This window comes from Actinomadura bangladeshensis, assembly GCF_004348335.1.
Taxonomy (GTDB): Bacteria; Actinomycetota; Actinomycetes; order Streptosporangiales; family Streptosporangiaceae; genus Spirillospora; species Spirillospora bangladeshensis.
Map to the genome: position 1 here is coordinate 54,811 of NZ_SMJW01000005.1, position 17,631 is coordinate 72,441.

Consider the following 17,631-nt stretch of genomic DNA (forward strand, 5'->3'; position numbering starts at 1 on the left):
GGACGCACTACGGCAGACCGTGATCGTGCGCTCGCGGGTGCGCCGCGAGCCTGACGACCAGGTCGGCGGCCGTGCCGGCCAGGTGCTCGCCGAGCGCGATCTGCTCGTCCGTCCATGTGCCGGGCGTGCGCCGGTAGAAGTCCAGCGCACCGATGACGGTGCCGTCGAGCCTGACGGGAACCGACAGCACGGCGCGCACCGGTGCCGCCCGGCGGGCCAGCTGCGCGTATGCCGGGCCGGCCCCGTCCGCGAGATCGTTCACCGCCACGGGCTGATCGGCGGCCACGGACTCCCGGGCGGGGCCGGCCCGTTCGAACTCCTGGGCGTATTCCAGCTCCAGTCCTTCGGCGGTGGACCCGCCTACGGCATGCAGCCCGTTCGCCTCGTTGGCCAGCATCAAGGCCGCACCGTCCGCCGCCGAGAGCGCCGCCATCGAGCGCAGCGCGCGAGACAGCTTTCCGGCGGCCGAGGCCAGCCGCCGACGTGTCTCGGTGGGGAGGTGGTCGGACGCGGGGCCGGCCGGAAGGCCCGGCACCCGGCCGTCTCCGGGCTCGCCGCCGTCAATCGCCACAATGGTCCTCTCGCAGATCCTTTGCATCGATCCGCGGACACAGGGCGGAACCTGGTCCCACCCTACCCGGCTCCCCGCCGGTCAAGAGACGCGCCGGCGCGCCGTGAGGCCCGTCCCCGCGGCTCGCGGATCAGCGTGGTCGGCGGAGAGTCTCGCGAAGGCGTGCCGGAGGGTGACGCTGATCGCGATGTGCTCGTCGAGACCGGTCCGCTGCAGGATCCGGTGGCAGAGCGGGCTCGGACGGCTGACCACCAGCCGGCGGTCGCGCGCCGTCGCGGCCTTCCAGATGCCGACCAGCGCCCCGAGTCCGGAGGAGTCGCAGAAGGTCACGTCCTGCAAATCCACGATGATGCGCCGAGAACTGCCGCAATGGGAGATCACACGGTCGCGGAACGCGTGCGCCGTCAGATGGTCGATTTCGCCGCCTACCTTGATGAGAAGGCATGAGTCGCGGTGCTCGACCTGGAGCCGAATACGGCCGTAATGGTCGTGCCACGTTTCCTCAAGAGCCGTATTTTCGTCTCGTACCACGTCCATCGCCGTTATCGACCTCCCGTTGCGTCAACGCTACCCGCAGACGACGCGAACAATCATGTGCGACGTCGGCACGCCGCTGGCCTGGCCGAACCGGTGATCGAGAGCGGTGAACCCGCGAGATCGCGGCGGGAGGGCGGGCACGCGAGCAGGACCGGATGCTTCCTTGCCTTCCGGCAAGTGTCTTTCTGTGGTTAAGGTGGGGTGAGAGGACTAGGTCCTCGTTTGGCGGCTTTGCTCAGGAAGGGACGTGGTCCGCCGCAGCCTCTGCCAGTGATGGAAATCACCCAAAGTACTGATGGTCCGCAGGACGTTCTCGACCCGGCGCTGGGCCCCGCCCCCTATCCGGTGCTCGCCGTGGACGCGGCCGGATCGGTGACACGACTCAACGGCGCGGCCCGCTCACTGCTCGGCATGATCCCCGGTGGGATGTTGCACGACCGGGCGCCGGGATGGCTGGCAGCGGCGCACCACGCGCTGGCCGCCGCTCCCGTTCCCGTCCGCGCGGAGTCCGCCCCCTCCCTGCCGGAGCCGATCGCGCAAGGCTCGATCGGCGACCGGTTCTTCGCGGCCCATGCGGTGCCCGACGGAGACCCCGCCGGGACGGTCTGGTGGCTGTTGGACGTCACCGAGAACCGGCGCCTCGAACGGGAGCTGGCCGCCGAACGCGAGCGGACGTCGTTCCTGGACGACGCGTCCAGCCAGTTGCTCGCGTCGCTGAATCTGGAACGGTGCATGGAGGTGACCGTGCGGCTGGCCGCGCGGCATCTCGCAGACGCCGCATTGGTGATCGCTCCCGGATCCGGACGGTCCCACCCCGTCTCCTACTGCGGCCCGGACGGCGAGGTGCAGCACCAGGAGCTTCTCGTGGACCCGGCGGACGTGCCGGGGCTCGCGGAGGCGATGCAGGGCTTCCCGCCGGTGCCGTCACGCTGGATCGATCCCGCCGCCGCACCCTCCTGGGTCGCCCGGGAGGACCTGGGGGAGCTCACCGCCATGGTGGTGACCGCGCTCCCCGGGCACGGCGTCCCGGCCGGGGCCCTGGTGCTGCTCCGGCGGGGCGGAGGGTGCGCGTTCTCCGATGGAGAGGAGACGGTGGCGCGCCTGTTCGCGGCGCGAGCCGGCGCGGCCATGTCGGCCGCCTGCGTGTACGCCGAGCAGGCGTCCATCACCGACACGCTCATGCGCGAGCTGCTGCCGCCGCGCACCACCCGGCTGCCCGAGGCGGAACTGGCGGCCCGATACCGGCCCTCGGGCGACGGTGAGCTGGTCGGGGGCGACTTCTACGATCTGCATCCGGCGGCCGACGATCCCGGTGCGGCGCCGGAGTCGCTGGTGGTTCTCGGGGACGTGTGCGGCAAGGGGCTGGAGGCCGCGGTCCTCACCGGCAAGATCCGGAACACGCTGCGCGCTCTGGTCCCGCTGGCCGGAGATCACCAGCGTGTTCTGGAACTGCTGAACGGGACGCTGCTGAACAGCGACTCCACTCGGTTCGTCACCCTCGTACTGGCCTCGCTCCACCAGGAGGGCGGGCGCGTGCGGCTGCGGCTGACCAGCGCCGGCCATGGCGCTCCGCTGATCGTGCGCGCCGGCGGCGAGGTCGAGTCGGCCGACACGCGCGGCTCGCTGATCGGGGTGCTGGAGGAGATCACGTCCACGACCGCGACGGTGCTGCTGGAGCCGGGCGACACCTGCCTGCTGTACACCGACGGCATCACCGAGGCGGTCGGCGGCCCGCTGGGCGAGGAGATGTTCGGCGACGAGCGCCTGCGCGCCGAACTGCGAGGCTGCGGCGGAATGCCCCCGGAAGCGCTGGTCGAGCGGGTGCACATGCTCGCCGCCGAGTGGGTGGGCGCCGGCGCGCACGACGACATGGCCGTGATCGCCATCACCGCGCCGCGGCGCTACCACCTCAGCGCGGTCGGGGGCCAAGGGCCGGGAAGGTTCACCGCGTGACCCACACGGCAGAACAGCCGCCCGCCGGGCTCGACGAGCGGACGAGGGTGCTCTGGGACGCGACCGTCGGCGGCGACGAGTACGCCGCCGCCGACGCGGCGACGGCCGCCCTGGACGAGGGAACCGACCCGGAGGCCCTGCTGCTGGACGTCATCGCGCCGCTGCAGGCCCGGGTGGGACGCGAGTGGGCGGCGAACCGGCTCACCGTCGTCCAGGAGCACACCGCCACCGCGATCAACGAACGGGTGATCGGGACGCTGGCGCACCATCCGGCCGTCCGCGGGGCCGTGGAACGCCATCGCGCGGCACCCCGCGGACGGGTGGCGGTGGCGTGCATCGACGGCGAGTGGCACGGGCTGCCCGCCCGGATCCTCGCCGAGGTGCTGCGGCTGCGCGGCTGGCGGGTCGACTACCTCGGCGCCCAGGTGCCGACGCCGCACCTGATCTCGCACGTGCACCGCACGAACCCGGCGGTGGTGGCGCTGTCGTCCTCGATCGCCACCCGCCTCCCGGCCGCGCACGCCGCCATCACCGCCTGCCAGGCGACCGGGACCCCGGTCATGGTCGGCGGCACCGCGTACGGGCCGGGCGGCCGGTACGCCGCTCTGCTCGGCGCGGACGCCTGGGCCCCCGACGCCCGCGCCGCCGCCGCCCGGCTGGCCGAGGGGCCGCTCCCCATGCCGCCGCCCGTCCACCAGGCCGTCGACGACCTTCCGCACCTCGCCGACCAGGAGTACGCGCACATCACGCGGACGGCGCCGGGGCTGGTGCGCCACGTGCTGGCCGGACTTCAGTCCCGCTTCCCGGCGATGGCGGACTACACCGACCGGCAGCGGCGCCACACCGCCGAGGACATCGCCCACATCGTCGACTTCCTCGGTGCCGCCCTCTACGTGGACGACCCGGAGCTGTTCACCGGCTTCACCGGCTGGCTCGCGGGCATCCTGACCGCACGGAACGTACCCGCTCACAGCCTGCTGCCCGCCCTGGACCTGCTGGCGGAGCAACTCGCCGACTATCCCCGCGCCACGGATCTGCTGTCCCGCGCGCGGGACGCCGTAGAAGGGACCGCATGACGGCCTTTGTTCCCGATGTTCCGCTGCGCGTCGTCGCCACCGAGGCCGGCGCGCGGTCGCTGCGGATCGAGATTGAGGGCGTGCTGGACTTCCGCACCGCCGACACGCTGGTGACCGCCGTGTGCGCGCAGGTGGAGGCCCGGCCGGGGATCGGTGACCTGGAACTGGTCTGCACCGGGATGGGCCTGTGCGATTCGGCCGGCCTGTCCGCCCTGCTCATGATCCGGCGCCGCACGGCCGCGGCCGGTGCCCGCCTCCGCCTGACGGACCGGAGCCCGCAGCTCGATCGGCTCCTGGACCTGACGGGGACGACGCACCATCTGACCGGCGAGGCGGCGGCGGTGCGCGAAGGCCACGACCGGGAGCTTCCGCAGCAGTGACGCGGCGCGGGTGAGGCGCCGACCCGCTTGCACCGTCATCTCCCCGCCCGTTGCCGGATACCCGTTCCGGAGGCGGGGCGCGCGCTCGTCCGATCCGTCCGGTCGGCCCCGGCGGCGCGGGTGATGCCCCGGCACATGCCTCCGAAGACGCGGTCGTGGAAGGGCCGGAACGCCCACCAGTAGGCATGGCCGGCCAGCCCGCGCGGATGGAAGAGCGCCCGCTGCTCCAGGAGGCTGCGGCCGTCCTCCTCGCTCACCCTCAGTTCGAGCCAGGCCAGGCCGGGCAGCCGCATTTCGGCCCGCAACCGCAGCAGCCGGCCCGGTTCGATCTCCTCGACGCGCCAGAAGTCCACCGCTTCCCCGATGCGCAGCCGGCGCGGGTCCCGGCGTCCGCGCCGCAGCCCGACGCCCCCCACGAGCCGGTCGAGGATGCCGCGCGCCCGCCAGGCGATCGGGAAGGAGTACCAGCCGCGCTCCCCGCCGATCCCTTCGACGACGTCCCACAGCCGCTCGGCTGGAGCGTCCGCCCGGCACGACCGCTCGTCGGTGTAGAGACTGCCGCCGGCCCAGTCCGGGTCCGTCGGCAGCGGGTCGCTCGGGGCGCCGGGGGTGCTGGCCGACGACCAGCGCGTGGCGACCTCCGCATCGCGGACCCGGCGCAGTGCGAGCTCGACCGAGCGGTCGAAGCCGGTCGGCCCGTCCGGCGGTGCCGGGACGTACCGGCTGATGTCGTTCTCGGTGCACACGACCTCGTTGCGCAACGACTCCACCAGCGGGCGCGCGAGGCCGCTGGGAACCGGGGTGATGGCTCCCACCCACAGGCTCGACAGGGACGGGCTCAGCAGCGGGACCGGGATGATGATGCGCCGGTTGAGCCCGGCCACGGCGGCGTACCGGCGCATCATGCCGACGTAGGTGAGCACGTCCGGCCCGCCGATGTCGAAGCCGCGGCTCACCTCGGCGGGCAGGTCCGCGGACGCCACCAGGTAGTGCAGGACGTCCCGGATCGCGATCGGCTGGATCCGCGTGCGCACCCACCGCGGCGTGACCATCACCGGGAGCCGCTCGGTGAGGTAGCGGAGCATCTCGAACGACGCCGAACCCGAGCCGATGATCACCGCGGCGCGCAGCCATACCGCCGGTACCCCGCTGTCGAGCATGATCTTGCCGACCTCGGCGCGGGACTGCAGATGCGGTGACAGCTTCTCTTCGGGGTCCATGCCGCCGAGGTAGACCAGCCGCCCCACCCCCGCGTCCCGCGCCGCATCGGCGAACGTGCGGGCCGCGCGGCGGTCGTTCTCGGCGAAGCCGCCCGCGCCGCCGATCGCATGGATCAGGTAGTAGGCGACGTCGATGCCGTCCAGCGCGCGCCGGGTCGCCTCCGGGTCGGTGGCGTCGGCCTCCACGATCTCCACCCGTCCGGCCCAGGGATGATCGCGCAGCCGCCGCGCCGAACGGGCCATGCACCGCACCCGGTGGCCGGCGTCCAGCAGTTCGGGGACCAGCCGCCCGCCGATGTAGCCGCTGGCTCCCGTGACCAGGCACGACTTCTGGCCGTCCGCGGCCTGCGCGCGTCCCGGCACGGCCGGCGCGTCACCGCCGTTGGTCATGCTCCCCCCTCGGTCGGACGCTGCCTACCCGGGCTCCGGCGGACACAAGCGCACGCTGACCTGGATTTTGCCGTGGAGGACGACGCTCCCGCCCCCCTGGGACGGCCCGAGCCGACGGCTGCTCCGCCGGACGAGTTCTGCGATGCGCCATCAGTTGCCGAAGACCTGGCAACCCCTCGTCCACCCGGTGCTCGGCGGGGACTGCCCGGCCGCGCGGCGGGTACCGCCAGGCGCATGAACGGCAAGCGTGACGACGATCCCGGCGTCGGTGACGAGGTCACGTGGCGCAGCCACGGATCCACGGCCGAGGGACGGGTGGAGAAGAAGATCACCGATCGGCGTGCGGAGGCGGGCCGCACCGTGGCCGCCTCCCCCGAGGAGCCTCAGTACGCCGTGCGCAGCGAGAAGAGCGGGAAGAAGGCGGTGCACAAGGGCTCGGCGCTGCACAAGAAGCGGAAGGGGGCGAAATGAGCGCCGACGACCATGAGAGCGTGGCGGCCGATTTCGATCAAGCCGTCAACATGACCCCAAGGAGCTGGAGCGCTGGCTGGAGACCGAGGAATCGCAGTCGGTCGGCCAGAAGGACGGCGCCCGGGAGTCGACGGGCCACGCGTCCGGCCGCAGGATCGTCGAGCTGCTGCGGGCGAAGCGGACCGACCTGTCCGACGAGGACTACGCGCACATGAACAAGGTGGTCGGTTACGTCCACCGCCACCTCGCCCAGCGCCCGTCCGGCGACGTCCAGGACAGCAAGTGGCGCCACTCGCTGATGAACTGGGGCCACGACCCGCTCAAGTAGGCGCCACTGGGAGCCCGCGGCTTCACCGGCCGGTCCGTGCATGCGACCGGTTGCGGTAGGCGATGTCGCCGTTCAGCGCGGTGGCGAACCCGCACCACACCGCGTACGGGACCAGTACGCGGGCCGCCGTGGTGTCGATGCGGGCGGTGCGGCGAATCAGGTCGGCATTGCTCACGTCCAGGAGGAGTGTTCCGGCCACCCCGGCCGCCGGGTTGCGCCGGCCGAAGAACATCTGGTTCCACGCGACGTTCAAGGCCATGTTCACTCCCAGGGCGGCGGCCAGCGACCGGCGGCCGCGGCGCTCGGCGCGGAGCAGGGCGTGGCCGCTCGCCCAGGCGACCGATGCGTACAGCGGCGTCCAGACCACTCCGAACGCCCAGGCGGGCGGTTGCCACGGCGGCTTGGCCAGCGATCGGTACCAGCCGGTGTTCGGATCGACCGCTCGCGATCCGGCGACCGCCGCGGCCGTCACGGCCGCCGTGGTCGCCGCGTACGTTCCCCATCGGGCGGCCGCTGCTCCGCGGTCCTTGACCGGCCTCATGGCCGGGTCCCTTCCCGTTCGGGCGGCGTCCGCACATGGGAGGCGGGAAGGGCAACCGGAGCGGACGGTTCCGGCGAAGTCAGGGTGAGTCGTACGCTGTACGGTCGAGCTCGGTGATGGACGGGAGGCACGTGGGCGGGACAGCGGACCGGGAGGCCGGGCTGAGCGTGGGCGCGGTGGCGCAGCGCCTCGGCGTGGCCGCCTCCACCCTGCGCACGTGGGACCGCAGGTACGGCATCGGCCCGACCCGCCGCAGCACGGGCGCGCACCGGCGCTACACCCTGGCCGACGTTGTGCGGCTGGAGGACATGCAGCGGCTGATCCTGGCCGGTGCCCCGCCGGGCGAGGCGGCGCGGGCCGTGCTGGACGCGCCGCCCGGTGAACCGCCGCCGCCGCGCGGGCACGGCGCGGGCGGCAACCGCGTGGCCGTCGGCGCGCCGACCCGGGGGCCGGACGGTGCCGAGGTGCGGGGCCTGGCCCGTGCGGCCATGGCCCTGGACGCCCCCGCCGTGAGCGACACCGTGCGGACGGCGCTGGCCCGGGACGGGGTGATCCGGACATGGAACGGGTTGATCGTTCCCGTCCTGGAGGGAATCGGCCGCAGGCACGCGGCCACCGGCGACTGCGTGGACGTCGAGCACCTGCTGTCCGGCATCCTGCTCGGCCGGCTGGCCGAGGTGCCGCCGCCCGTTCGGCCCCGCAGCCCTCGTCCCGTCCTGCTGGCCTGCGCGCCGGAGGAACAGCACAGCCTGCCGGTGCACGTGCTGGCGGCCGCGCTGGCCGAAGCGGACGTCGCGACGATCTCACTGGGGGCGCGGGTCCCGGCGCCCGCCCTCGCCGCCGCCGTCCGGCGCACCGGGCCCAACGCGGTCTTCGTCTGGTCGCAGACCGCCGAGACCGGTGACCCGTCCTGGCTCGGCGCGCTCCCCGGGTCCCGGCCGCCGTACCGCCTGATCGTCGGCGGACCGGGCTGGCGACGCGACCGGCTGCCCGCCTCGGCCAAGCCGGTGTCGACGCTGGAGGAGGCCGTCACCGAGCTGGCGTCGGCCCATGAACGGTTCTGATCGTCCGGGACGGTCGCCGCGGCCGCGCTCATCGGTATCTATGCGCAAGTTTTGAAGCGGTTTGTCCCGGGGACGGGTGTAGGCATGACCCTTGGACACCACGTCGCGAGCCATCCGCCGGACGCCGCGTGCCGCCGGACGCGGGAACCGCTGTGACCCCGCCCATGCCGCCGCCCGGACCCGCCGCCGAGGCGGGCCACCCGCGCCCGCGGCTGGCCGTGTCCAGTTGCCTGCTGGGCGCGCCGGTCCGCTACAACGGCGGCCACAGCCGCGACCGGTTCCTGACCGGCCCCTTGTCGCACCATGTCGACTGGGTCCCCGTCTGCCCGGAGATGGAGATCGGGCTCGGCGCGCCGCGTCCCACCCTCCGCCTGCTCTCCGACGGGCATATCGTCAACAAGGACGGTTCCGCCGATCACACCAGGGCGATCACCAAGCTGGCGGACGACCGCCTCTCCGACATCGCGGACGTCGACGGCTACGTGTTCAAGTCCCGTTCGCCCAGTTGCGGGTTGATGAACCTGCCGCGCTACGCGTCCGGCAGGCCCGGCGAGCGCACCGACGGGCAGCCGGTGGACCGCCGCGGCCGCGGCCTGTTCTCCGACCGCGTCCTGAGCGCGCTTCCCGACCTCCCCGCCGAAGAGGACGGACGGCTCAACGACCCCAACCTGCGCGAGCACTTCATCGAGCGCGTCTTCGCCCAGGCGAGGCTCCGCGAGTTCTTCGAGCGCGACTGGCGCCCACGGGACCTCGTCGCCTTCCACACCAGGCACAAGCTGCAGATCCTCGCGCACGACCCGTCCGCCTACCGGAGCATGGGCCGGATCGTGGCACGAGCGGGCACCGGCGACCGCGCCGATCTCGAAGCGGAGTACAGGCGCGCCTTCGCCGCCGCCCTTGCCACCCGTCCGAAACGCGGCCGCAACGCGAACGCGCTCCTGCACGTCCTGGGCCCGTTGAGCGAGCACCTGAACCATGCCAGGCGGCACGACATCGTGGCCGCCGTCGAGTCCTACCGGCAGGGCGAAGCCCCGCTCAGCGTCCCGGTGGCGCTGCTGCGCCACCACGCCGAAGGGGAGGATCTCGCCTACCTGGCCGAGCAGACCTACCTGGACCCCTTCCCGGCCGATCTCGTGCTGCGCCATCACCTCTGAATCGCCGCGGCCCCGGCGAGGGCTGCGGCCTCACGACGTGTCGGGGCCGGTGACCGTCGTCCCTTGAACGGCGGGACCTTCGGCCGGTGAAAGGCGGACGGACGCCGCCTAGCGTCGGGAGTGAACCGAACGCCGGCCCGGGAGGGGTGGACGATGCGGACTCCGATCGTCGTGGGAATTGACGGCTCCGCGCATGCGTGGCGGGCACTGGACTGGGCGGCCGACCGTGCCGTCCGCCATCGGCTGCCGCTGCTCCTGGTGCACGGCTCCCGTGCCCTCCTGGACGACGGGACGATACCGCCGGACGCGCTGCGCCGCCTCGTCGGTGAGCGTGAGGACCTGCTCGCCGAGGCCCGCCAGTACGCGTTGAAACTCCACCCCGAACTCGATGCCGAGACGCGGCTGGTGCCGGCAGACCCGGGCCGGGCGCTGGTGGAGGAGAGCGAGCACGCCGACCTGGTGACGGTGGGATCGCGCGGGCAGGGCGGCTTCGAGGGCCTGCTGTTCGGCTCGGTCGGCCTGTACACCGCCGCGCACGCCCGGTGCCCGGTGCTGGTGGTGTCGCGGTCGGCCCCGTACCCGTCCGACGCGCCGACGGAGATCGTGATCGGGATCGAGGGGCTGGACGACGAACACGCCTTCATCGAGTGGGCGTTCGGGGAAGCGGCCTCCCGCGGCTCCAAGATCCTCGCGCTGCACGCGGTGGGCGGGGAGTTCTCCCCGCGCCGCCGGGTGATCGAGGACCTGGAGCTGTCGGAGTCCCTGGCCGGGTACCGGGAGCGGTACCCCGACGTCGCCGTCGACCGGCTCGTGTCCGACCGGACACCCGCGCAGGCGCTGGTGGAGGCGTCGAAGAACGCGGCCCTGGTCGTGGTCGGCGCCCGCCGCCGGCGTGCGCCCCTGGCCGGGATGGCGCTCGGCCGGGTCAATCACACGGTGCTGCACCACGCGCGGTGCCCCGTGGTCGTCGTCCCGAACCACGACTGAGCAGCAGGGGGAGGCGGCGGAGTTCCGCGATCGCCGAGGGCGGCTCAGCCGGGTGGCAAGGTGCTGTGGCCCGGATGGGGCGGCGGGGAACTCGGGAGTACCGGTTCGATCCGGTAGAGGGACGGCATGCCGCCCCTGGGCGGGGCGATGTCGCGTTCCAGTCCGGCGAGTGCGCCGATGAGGTCCCGTGCGGTGATCAGGCCCACCAGCGCGCCGTGGTCGTCGGTGACCGGCACGTAGTCCGTGCCGGATTCGAGCATGGCGCGCGCCGCCTCGCGGATGGTGGCCGACGGCCGCACCGCCGCGGGCGGCCGGGACGGCAGGAGGCTCGTCACGGGCCGGCGGGCATGCTGCGGGACGGCGGCGTTCCATGCCGAGGTGAGCGTCTGCGCGTCGACGACGCCCAGGAAGCCGCCCTCGTCATCGGCGACGGGCAGATGATGCACCTCGGCCCTGCACATGAGCTCCCAGGCCATCAGCACCGACTCGCTCGCGGCGATGGTGAGCAGGTCCCGGGTCATCACGTCGGCGGCGGGGCGCCGGTCCAGCGGCGGGTACGCGGTCATGCTCGTCCTCCCGGTGATCTCGGCCTTGTCGGGCCCTGCGCGTGCGGTCCCTGCCGGGACGGCACGGGTCAGGCGCGGACGTTGGGGCCGCGCAGCCTGGCCAGCCGCTCCTCGTACTCCTCGGTGCCGATCTCGCCGCGTGCGTAACGCTCGGCGAGGATCTCGCGGGCGTGCTCCAGCTGCGCCGTCCCGGCGTTCGGCGTGCCACCGCGGCGGGGTGTCGAGGCTCGGACGACCAGCCATGCCGCCGCGCCGATCACGACGACCCAGAACAGGACCATCGCCGTCCCCCACAGCCACATCCAGCCGGACCAGCCGCCGTTTCCCATGTGTCCCCAGCCGTCGCCGGGGGCGGCGGCCACGAGGGCATATCCGATGTTCATGACCGCACCTCCTTCTGCTTCCAGCCTGCGGCCCCGGTCCGGGCGCACCCAGGGCCGAAGGTCCCGCGCATCGGCGGACCCTTGCCCCTGAATACGGCGCCTCGGATCGGTGAGGCTGAGCGCGAGCCCGACATCGAGGAGTCGTCATGATCCGAGTACTGGTGGCGTACGCCTCCGAACGCGGAGGAACCGCCGAGATCGCCGACTGGATCGGCGCCGCGCTGCGCCAGGCGGGTGTGGAGGCCGATGTCCGTCCCGCCGGAGAGGTCCAGAACCTGGACCGGTACGACGCCGCCGTCGTCGGCGGCGCGCTGTACGAGGGGCGCTGGCACCGGGAGGCGCGCCGCTTCGTCCGGCACCACGCCGACGACCTGGTTCACCGGCCGGTGTGGCTGTTCAGCAGCGGCCCGCTGGACGACACCGCGCGGGACCGGGTGATCGACCCCGTGCCGGGCGTCGCCAAGTTCGCCGGCCGGGTGCACGCCCGCGGCCACGCCACCTTCGGCGGACGCCTGGCCCCCGACGCCAAGGGCTTCATGGCGTCCAAGATCGCCAAGCGGATGGGCGGCGACTACCGGGACCGCGACCAGGTGGCCGCGTGGGCCGCCGGCATCGCCCGCGAGCTGCGGAGGGTCACCGTATGAACAAGATCATCGTCGGGGCGGACGGCTCGGAGCCGAGCCTGCTCGCGATCGACTGGGCCGCCGCCGAGGCCGGCCGCAGGGGCGCGCCGCTGCACGTGGTGTACGTCGTCGCCCCGTGGCTGTTCGACGTCCCGGACGACCCGGGAGCGGCGCAGGTCAGAGAGCAGATGCTGCGCGACGGCCAGGCCATCGTCGACGCCGCCGCGGCCCGCGCCCGCGACCGGGTGCCCGGCCTGGAGGTGACGGGGGAGCAGACCGGCGGGCAGCCCGCCAAGGTGCTCATCGAGCGGACCCGGGACGCGCTCATGCTGGTGACCGGCCCGCGCGGCGCGGGCGGTCTCACCGGGCTCGTGCTGGGATCGGTGGCGATGCAGGTCGCCGCGCACGTGCCCTGCCCCGCGGTGATCGTCCGGGGCGCAGGGACGTCCGGGCACGGGGAGATCGCGGTCGGCGTCGACGGGTCGCCGGCCGGAGCCGACGCGATCGGGTTCGCCTTCGAGGAGGCGGCCGTGCGCGGGGTCCGGCTGCGGGCCCTGCTGGCCTGGACGCATCCCGCCTCCACCGGCCCCGGCGCCATGCTCCCGCCGGTCTACGACCGCGGGATCCTCGCCGCCGACGAGGAGCGCCTCCTCACCGAGTCGCTCGCCGGGTGGCGGGCGAAGTACCCCGACGTGGAGGTGGCGGCCGAGGCCGTCCGCGGCAGGGCCGCGCACGTCCTGGCCGAGGCGTCCGCGCACGCCGATCTGCTGGTCGTGGGATCGCGCGGGCGCGGCGGATTCACCGGGCTGCTGCTGGGGTCGGTCGGCCAGGCGATGCTGCTGCGCGCGCACTGCCCGGTCGCCATCGTCCCCGGACGTCCCTGAGCGGCTCGCGCCGGGCGTGGACGTCGCCCGGCCGGTGCGGGAGGTCCCGGGCGCGGCAGACCTTCGTCCCTGCAGGTCGCCCGGCATACGGGGCATGAATGGAACAGCAGGCCTGGGAGGGGAGTGACCATGCGGTACAGCAACGTGGGCGATACGTCCGAGCAGATGTCGGAGGATGCCCGCAAGGCCGTCGAGGACGCGGTGTGGGCCCCTTCGGTGCACAACACGCAGCCGTGGCGCTTCGGGGTGCGCGGGGCCCGGATCAGCCTGAGCGCGGATATCGACCGCCGTCTCGATGTCGCCGACCCGGACGGCCGCGAGATGCTGATCAGCTGCGGTGCGGCGCTGTACACCCTGAGGAGTTCGCTGCGTGCGCTCGGGTACGAGCCGCGTGTGCGGCTGCTGCCCGATCCCGATCGGCCGCATCTTCTGGCGGATGTCCATCTGGAGCCGGGGGAGCGGCCGGATCAGCGGGATTTGCGTGAGCATGCGCAGGTGCGGCGGCGTCGTACCCATCGGGGCGGGTTCGGTCCCGATCCGGTGCCCGCCGGGGTTCTGTCGGCCATGCGGCATGACGCCGAGCGTGAGGGGGCTCGGCTGGTCGAGGCGGTGGACGTTCATGTCAAGGGGGCGTTGGCGGCTCTGACCGAGGCGGCCGAGCATGTGCAGGAGCGCACGCCGGCCTATGCGGCGGAGATCGCCCGTTGGGCGCCCTCGCCCCGGACCTCCCGGGCGGACGGCGTCCAGGAGGCCGCCTACCCGCGGCAGGTCCCGCAGACCAGGCCGCACTTCCCGGCCCGGGACTTCGCTCGCGGCCACGGCTGGGGCGCGCAGAGCACCCGAGAGGGCGGGCCCGCCCTGGCCGGGCTGACGCTGCTGCTGGTCTCCGCCGGTGATGGGCCCGCCGACTGGCTGCGCGCGGGGCAGGCACTGCAACGCGTCCTTCTGCGGGCCGCGGAACGCGACCTGGCAGCGGCCTTCCACACCCAGGCCCTCGAAGTCCCGGAACTGCGCGTGTTCATCCGCGACCGGTTCTGCAACGGCGCGTACCCGCAGATGCTCCTGCGGCTCGGCGTCCTCAAAGGGGACGAGCTGGAAACGGTCCGCCGCCCGGTCGAGGAAGTGACCGAGGAGACCTGACCCGGGTGGACGGCGGCGGCGGGCGTCCCGCTGTGCGTCATGGAACCCGGAAACGCCATCGCCGGAGCTAGGCGTGTTCGGGGCCGTGCGGCCGGACGATGCCGAGCGCCTGTTCGACGGCGTCGTCCAGCGTCCCGCCGGTGTCGATCGGACTCGACTCGGGCCACGGCGCCGCGTGCGCGTGCATGGCGGTGGCGATCGCGGCGTCGGCGTCGGAGGCGCCCCGGGTGCGGGTGCGGATCCGCTCCGCGGCGAGGGCCTGCGGGGCCTCGCAGCGCAGCGGCGACAGATGCGCGTGTTCGTGCTCGGCCACCAGGGCGAGGAGGTCGCGCTGCTCCTTCGACGTCCATGACGCGTCCAGGATGACCGTCTCGCCGAGCCGGAGCAGTTTCGTGGCGCGGTCGGCGAGTTCCCGGTAGGTGCGGTCGTTCCATTCCGGGGCGTAGAGGCCGGTGCCGTAGGGGGCCGCGGCGGAGTCGAGGGGCGCGAGCCCGGCGAGCTCCTTGCGGACGCGGTCGCTGCTGAGGACCGGGCAGCCGAGCCGGTCGGCCAGGGCCCCGGCCAGCGAGGACTTGCCGGTGCCGGGCAGGCCGCCCACCAGGATCAGCCCGACCCGTCCGGCGCGCAGATGGCGCAGGGCGACGTCGGCGTAGGCGCGTGCTTCGGCGGCCGCGTCCGGGTCGCCCTGGGCGTGGCGCAGGCAGGCGACCTTGGCGCGCACGAACGCGCGGTAGGCGATGTAGTGGTGCCGCAGCGAGGACGGCGCCGGGTCGGCGGCGAGGGCGGCGTACTCGCTGAGGAAGTACTCCGCCAGGTCGGGGGCGCCGAGGCGTTCGAGGTCCATGGCCAGGAACGAGGCGTCGTCGAGCCCGTCCAGGCTGCGCAGTGCCCGGTCGAACTCCAGGCAGTCCAGGATGCGGGGGCCGTCGTCCAGGCAGAAGATGTCGCCGGCCAGCAGGTCGCCGTGGCCGTCCAGGACGCGGCCTTCGGCGATGCGCGCGTCGAACAGGGCCGCGCGGCCGTCGAGGAACTCGTCGGTGAGCGCCTCGATCTCGGCCGCCGCGGCGGTGTCGAGCACGTCGCCGTGGAACGGGCGTACCTGGTCGAAGCTGTCGTGCCAGCGTGCCTGGACGGCGTCACGGGTGCCGTGGACGCTGATATGGGGGCCGCGTGGAGCCTGGGCGTGCCAGGCCGCCAGGATGCGCGCGGTGCCGCGCAGCGCGTCCCGGACCGGTGCGCCCGCCGTGACCAGGGTGGCGAGCCGGCGGTCGGCGGGCATCCGGCGCATGACGACCAGGTGGTCGCAGACGTCGCCGCCGGGGCCGTGCACGTCGGCGACGCCGAGGTAGACGTCGGGAGCGAACCGCCGGTTGAGCCGGACCTCCTCATGGCAGGCGCGCTCGCGGAGTTCCCGCGTGCCGAAGTCGAGGAAGCCCAGGCTCACCGGCTTCTTGATCTTGTAGGCGCGGTCTCCGGTGAAGAAGACGACACCGATGTGGGTCTCGCTGACGGCGGCGTTGTCCACGGGCCTCACGCTCTCGGGTAGGGGGTGGGGCGGGTGTCGTCGTGGTCGTACCCGAGAGTGTGGACGACATCCACGACGCCCTCGGTGGCGGCGGTCAGCCGGACGACGATCGGGATGAGGCTCTTGACCTCGACGTGGCCGGTGAGGTGGACGACCCCTTCCTGGACGCGGACGCCGACTTCGGCGGGGTCCTGCCAGAGCTTGGTGATCAGGACGTCCCGGATGACCTCGTCGCGGATCTCGGCGTCGGAGCGCTGGAAGACGCGCAGCAGGTCGCGGCGTGCCACGATGCCGGCGAGCCGGCCGTCCTCGCCGATGACCGGCATCGCCTTGAACCCGCGGGCGTTCAGCAGCCGGGCGGCCTGGGCGATGGAGGTGGCCGGGGCGACGGAGACGACCGGTGTGCTCATCAGTCCCCGGGCGTCCACGGCCGCGGCCTTGGCCTCGGCCTCGGCGTGGCGCCGGATCTTGTCCCGCAGCGGCCGGTGGGCGGCGCCGCCGTCCTTGTACTCCTGCTTGCGGAGCAGGTCGGCCTCGGTGACGATGCCGGTCACGCGGCGCGCGGCGTCCAGCACGGGCACGCCGCTGATGCGGTGCTCGGCCATGGTTCCGGCGATCTCGGCGAACGGGGTCTGCTCGGTCACCGTCACAACGCTCGTGGTCATGACGTCCTGGACGGTCCTGCGCTTCATGGTGTCCTCCTGGGGGTTCTCACGCGGGCTCACGGGGTCTCGGACGCGGTGGAGTGGTCGGCGCAGATCACGATCGGGCAGCGTGCGCGCTCGCGCACGACCGGGACGGTGTCCCCGCCGAGCGGGTTTCCGTGCTCGGAGTGCACGCGGGCGCCGATGACCAGGAGTTCGGCGTGCTCGGCCGCCCGGGCGAGTGCCTCGCCGGGGGCGCCGCGGACGACGCGGAGCCGGGTGTTCAGGTGCTGGGCGCGCGGGATGGAGCCGGCGACCAGGCGGCGCAGCCGCGACCACTCGCGTGCGGTGCGCACGAGCCGGGGCGGCGCCGTCGCGCCGTCGGTCTCCAGCACGCGGACGACGTCGAGCCGCGCGTGGCGCTCGAGCGCCTCACGGGCGGCGCGGTGCAGCGCGGCGATGGAGTTGGGGGAGCCGTCCACCCCGACGACGACGGAGCGGTGCTCGGGCATGACCCACATCGACGACCTCCTTGAGTCACTTCGAGCCTCTCCCAGAGGCCGCGCGCGGGGCAGAGCCGACCGTCCCCGCAGGTGCGGGACCTTCGGCCTCATTCCGCGTCCTGCCGCGGCGGAGGTCCCGGTGAAAGGGGTCCTTCGGCTCTGTGGCGGTGGCCGGTCCGGCGGTGGGATGGGGTTCGGACGAGTTGAGGAGGTATGTGATGAGCGATGTGGTGGTGGGCTATGACGGGTCCGGCGAGAGTGAGCTGGCTTTGCGGTGGGCGGTGGAGGAGGCGCTGTTGCGGCGGTTGCCGCTGACGGTGTGTCACGCGTGGCGCTGGCCGTACCCGATCAGTCACATCGACTACGAGGGGGTGGCGATCGTCCGCCGGATGGGCGAGCACCTTCTTGATCATGGGGTGGCGGTTGCGCGGGAGCTGGCGCCGGGTGTGGCGGTTCGCGGGCGGTTGAGGGACGGCAGTGCGGCGCCGGCGTTGCTGGGCGTGGCGGGGGACGCGGAGGTGATCGTGGTGGGTTCGCGTGGGGCGGAGGAGATGCCCGTGGGGTCGGTGGCGCTGCGGGTGCCGGCCAGGGCGGATCGGCCGGTGGTGGTGGTGCGGTCGGCGGCGCCGCGTGATGGGCTGGTGGTGGTCGGGGTGGACGGTTCGTCCGGTGGTGATGCGGCGCTGGGGTT

21 protein-coding genes are annotated in these 17,631 nt (G+C 73.5%); 12 read left to right on the forward strand and 9 right to left on the reverse strand.

Annotated features, from left to right (window positions below; genetic code table 11):
* Positions 1–7: 7 nt before the first annotated feature.
* Positions 8–571: a GAF domain-containing protein gene (locus E1284_RS02325; RefSeq protein ID WP_165965096.1), complete on the reverse strand. Its 564-nt coding sequence runs from the start codon at positions 569–571 to the stop codon at positions 8–10.
* 81 nt (positions 572–652) lie between these two features.
* Positions 653–1,108 (reverse strand): STAS domain-containing protein, encoded by a 456-nt coding sequence (locus E1284_RS02330; RefSeq protein ID WP_131936508.1) that lies wholly within the window; start codon positions 1,106–1,108, stop codon positions 653–655.
* Positions 1,109–1,381: 273 nt separating this feature from the next.
* Here E1284_RS02330 and E1284_RS02335 point away from each other — a divergent pair, with 273 nt between their 5' ends.
* Genes E1284_RS02335 through E1284_RS02345 form a run of 3 tightly spaced genes read left to right on the forward strand, consistent with a single transcriptional unit; the run spans position 1,382 to position 4,517 of the window.
* Positions 1,382–3,061, forward strand: coding sequence for a PP2C family protein-serine/threonine phosphatase (locus E1284_RS02335; protein WP_131936551.1), 1,680 nt, complete (start codon positions 1,382–1,384; stop codon positions 3,059–3,061).
* Positions 3,058–4,137 (forward strand): cobalamin B12-binding domain-containing protein, encoded by a 1,080-nt coding sequence (locus E1284_RS02340; protein WP_131936510.1) that lies wholly within the window; start codon positions 3,058–3,060, stop codon positions 4,135–4,137. Before E1284_RS02335 ends, E1284_RS02340 begins: the two co-directional genes overlap by 4 nt.
* Entirely contained in the window at positions 4,134–4,517 is a 384-nt protein-coding gene (locus E1284_RS02345; protein ID WP_131936512.1) for an STAS domain-containing protein, read from the forward strand. Before E1284_RS02340 ends, E1284_RS02345 begins: the two co-directional genes overlap by 4 nt.
* A gap of 35 nt (positions 4,518–4,552) precedes the next feature.
* Here the strand turns inward: E1284_RS02345 and E1284_RS02350 are convergent, their stop codons facing one another.
* Positions 4,553–6,127: an SDR family oxidoreductase gene (locus E1284_RS02350; RefSeq protein WP_131936514.1), complete on the reverse strand. Its 1,575-nt coding sequence runs from the start codon at positions 6,125–6,127 to the stop codon at positions 4,553–4,555.
* A 234-nt stretch (positions 6,128–6,361) separates the two neighbouring features.
* Here E1284_RS02350 and E1284_RS02355 point away from each other — a divergent pair, with 234 nt between their 5' ends.
* Both E1284_RS02355 and E1284_RS02360 read left to right on the forward strand, forming a co-directional pair.
* Positions 6,362–6,598, forward strand: a complete 237-nt coding sequence (locus E1284_RS02355) for a hypervirulence associated TUDOR domain-containing protein (RefSeq protein ID WP_131936516.1) — start codon at positions 6,362–6,364, stop codon at positions 6,596–6,598.
* A 76-nt stretch (positions 6,599–6,674) separates the two neighbouring features.
* On the forward strand, positions 6,675–6,926 hold the full coding sequence (locus E1284_RS02360) for a DUF3140 domain-containing protein (protein WP_243714207.1): 252 nt from the start codon (positions 6,675–6,677) through the stop codon (positions 6,924–6,926).
* Between the two features lie 22 nt (positions 6,927–6,948).
* Here the strand turns inward: E1284_RS02360 and E1284_RS02365 are convergent, their stop codons facing one another.
* On the reverse strand, positions 6,949–7,467 hold the full coding sequence (locus tag E1284_RS02365; protein ID WP_131936520.1) for a TspO/MBR family protein: 519 nt from the start codon (positions 7,465–7,467) through the stop codon (positions 6,949–6,951).
* Between the two features lie 131 nt (positions 7,468–7,598).
* Between E1284_RS02365 and E1284_RS02370 the strand changes: the two genes are divergently transcribed.
* The 3 genes from E1284_RS02370 to E1284_RS02380 all read left to right on the forward strand — a co-directional run bounded on the left by E1284_RS02370 (position 7,599) and on the right by E1284_RS02380 (position 10,672).
* A complete protein-coding gene (locus E1284_RS02370) occupies positions 7,599–8,531 on the forward strand; it encodes a MerR family transcriptional regulator (RefSeq protein WP_243714206.1) in 933 nt (310 codons plus the stop codon).
* A gap of 164 nt (positions 8,532–8,695) precedes the next feature.
* Positions 8,696–9,685 (forward strand): YbgA family protein, encoded by a 990-nt coding sequence (locus E1284_RS02375; protein ID WP_131936555.1) that lies wholly within the window; start codon positions 8,696–8,698, stop codon positions 9,683–9,685.
* Positions 9,686–9,838: 153 nt separating this feature from the next.
* Positions 9,839–10,672 (forward strand): universal stress protein, encoded by an 834-nt coding sequence (locus tag E1284_RS02380; protein ID WP_131936522.1) that lies wholly within the window; start codon positions 9,839–9,841, stop codon positions 10,670–10,672.
* A gap of 44 nt (positions 10,673–10,716) precedes the next feature.
* Here E1284_RS02380 and E1284_RS02385 read toward each other — a convergent pair whose 3' ends face one another.
* Complete coding sequence (locus E1284_RS02385) at positions 10,717–11,238, reverse strand: CBS domain-containing protein (protein ID WP_131936524.1); 522 nt, start codon at positions 11,236–11,238, stop codon at positions 10,717–10,719.
* Between the two features lie 68 nt (positions 11,239–11,306).
* The gene (locus E1284_RS02390) at positions 11,307–11,621 is read right to left on the reverse strand and encodes an SHOCT domain-containing protein (RefSeq protein ID WP_131936526.1); all 315 of its coding nucleotides are present in this window, start codon (positions 11,619–11,621) and stop codon (positions 11,307–11,309) included.
* Between the two features lie 146 nt (positions 11,622–11,767).
* Between E1284_RS02390 and E1284_RS02395 the strand changes: the two genes are divergently transcribed.
* From E1284_RS02395 to E1284_RS02405, 3 genes are all read left to right on the forward strand, one after another.
* Complete coding sequence (locus tag E1284_RS02395) at positions 11,768–12,265, forward strand: flavodoxin domain-containing protein (RefSeq protein ID WP_131936528.1); 498 nt, start codon at positions 11,768–11,770, stop codon at positions 12,263–12,265.
* Positions 12,262–13,128: a universal stress protein gene (locus E1284_RS02400; RefSeq protein WP_131936530.1), complete on the forward strand. Its 867-nt coding sequence runs from the start codon at positions 12,262–12,264 to the stop codon at positions 13,126–13,128. Before E1284_RS02395 ends, E1284_RS02400 begins: the two co-directional genes overlap by 4 nt.
* A 129-nt stretch (positions 13,129–13,257) precedes the next feature.
* Positions 13,258–14,268: an Acg family FMN-binding oxidoreductase gene (locus tag E1284_RS02405; protein WP_131936532.1), complete on the forward strand. Its 1,011-nt coding sequence runs from the start codon at positions 13,258–13,260 to the stop codon at positions 14,266–14,268.
* 67 nt (positions 14,269–14,335) lie between these two features.
* Here the strand turns inward: E1284_RS02405 and E1284_RS02410 are convergent, their stop codons facing one another.
* The 3 genes from E1284_RS02410 to E1284_RS02420 are packed head-to-tail and all read right to left on the reverse strand — an operon-like array spanning position 14,336 to position 16,958.
* Positions 14,336–15,793, reverse strand: coding sequence for a bifunctional aminoglycoside phosphotransferase/ATP-binding protein (locus E1284_RS02410; protein WP_131936534.1), 1,458 nt, complete (start codon positions 15,791–15,793; stop codon positions 14,336–14,338).
* A gap of 5 nt (positions 15,794–15,798) precedes the next feature.
* Positions 15,799–16,485, reverse strand: coding sequence for a CBS domain-containing protein (locus E1284_RS02415; RefSeq protein ID WP_131936536.1), 687 nt, complete (start codon positions 16,483–16,485; stop codon positions 15,799–15,801).
* 29 nt (positions 16,486–16,514) lie between these two features.
* Complete coding sequence (locus tag E1284_RS02420) at positions 16,515–16,958, reverse strand: universal stress protein (RefSeq protein ID WP_165965097.1); 444 nt, start codon at positions 16,956–16,958, stop codon at positions 16,515–16,517.
* Between the two features lie 200 nt (positions 16,959–17,158).
* Between E1284_RS02420 and E1284_RS02425 the strand changes: the two genes are divergently transcribed.
* The coding region (locus tag E1284_RS02425) for a universal stress protein (RefSeq protein ID WP_279433013.1) at positions 17,159–17,631 on the forward strand (473 nt) is incomplete at its 3' end.

What these genes read in the sequence shown, in the direction of transcription:
- E1284_RS02330 (WP_131936508.1), bottom strand. Translation starts at nt 1,108, where the DNA reads ATGGACGTGGTACGAGACGAAAATACGGCTCTTGAGGAAACGTGGCAC.
- E1284_RS02335 (WP_131936551.1), top strand. Translation starts at nt 1,382, where the DNA reads ATGGAAATCACCCAAAGTACTGATGGTCCGCAGGACGTTCTCGACCCG.
- E1284_RS02345 (WP_131936512.1), top strand. Translation starts at nt 4,134, where the DNA reads ATGACGGCCTTTGTTCCCGATGTTCCGCTGCGCGTCGTCGCCACCGAG.
- E1284_RS02350 (WP_131936514.1), bottom strand. Translation starts at nt 6,127, where the DNA reads ATGACCAACGGCGGTGACGCGCCGGCCGTGCCGGGACGCGCGCAGGCC.
- E1284_RS02355 (WP_131936516.1), top strand. Translation starts at nt 6,362, where the DNA reads ATGAACGGCAAGCGTGACGACGATCCCGGCGTCGGTGACGAGGTCACG.
- E1284_RS02365 (WP_131936520.1), bottom strand. Translation starts at nt 7,467, where the DNA reads ATGAGGCCGGTCAAGGACCGCGGAGCAGCGGCCGCCCGATGGGGAACG.
- E1284_RS02375 (WP_131936555.1), top strand. Translation starts at nt 8,696, where the DNA reads ATGCCGCCGCCCGGACCCGCCGCCGAGGCGGGCCACCCGCGCCCGCGG.
- E1284_RS02380 (WP_131936522.1), top strand. Translation starts at nt 9,839, where the DNA reads ATGCGGACTCCGATCGTCGTGGGAATTGACGGCTCCGCGCATGCGTGG.
- E1284_RS02385 (WP_131936524.1), bottom strand. Translation starts at nt 11,238, where the DNA reads ATGACCGCGTACCCGCCGCTGGACCGGCGCCCCGCCGCCGACGTGATG.
- E1284_RS02390 (WP_131936526.1), bottom strand. Translation starts at nt 11,621, where the DNA reads ATGAACATCGGATATGCCCTCGTGGCCGCCGCCCCCGGCGACGGCTGG.
- E1284_RS02395 (WP_131936528.1), top strand. Translation starts at nt 11,768, where the DNA reads ATGATCCGAGTACTGGTGGCGTACGCCTCCGAACGCGGAGGAACCGCC.
- E1284_RS02400 (WP_131936530.1), top strand. Translation starts at nt 12,262, where the DNA reads ATGAACAAGATCATCGTCGGGGCGGACGGCTCGGAGCCGAGCCTGCTC.
- E1284_RS02405 (WP_131936532.1), top strand. Translation starts at nt 13,258, where the DNA reads ATGCGGTACAGCAACGTGGGCGATACGTCCGAGCAGATGTCGGAGGAT.
- E1284_RS02415 (WP_131936536.1), bottom strand. Translation starts at nt 16,485, where the DNA reads ATGAAGCGCAGGACCGTCCAGGACGTCATGACCACGAGCGTTGTGACG.
- E1284_RS02420 (WP_165965097.1), bottom strand. Translation starts at nt 16,958, where the DNA reads ATGTGGGTCATGCCCGAGCACCGCTCCGTCGTCGTCGGGGTGGACGGC.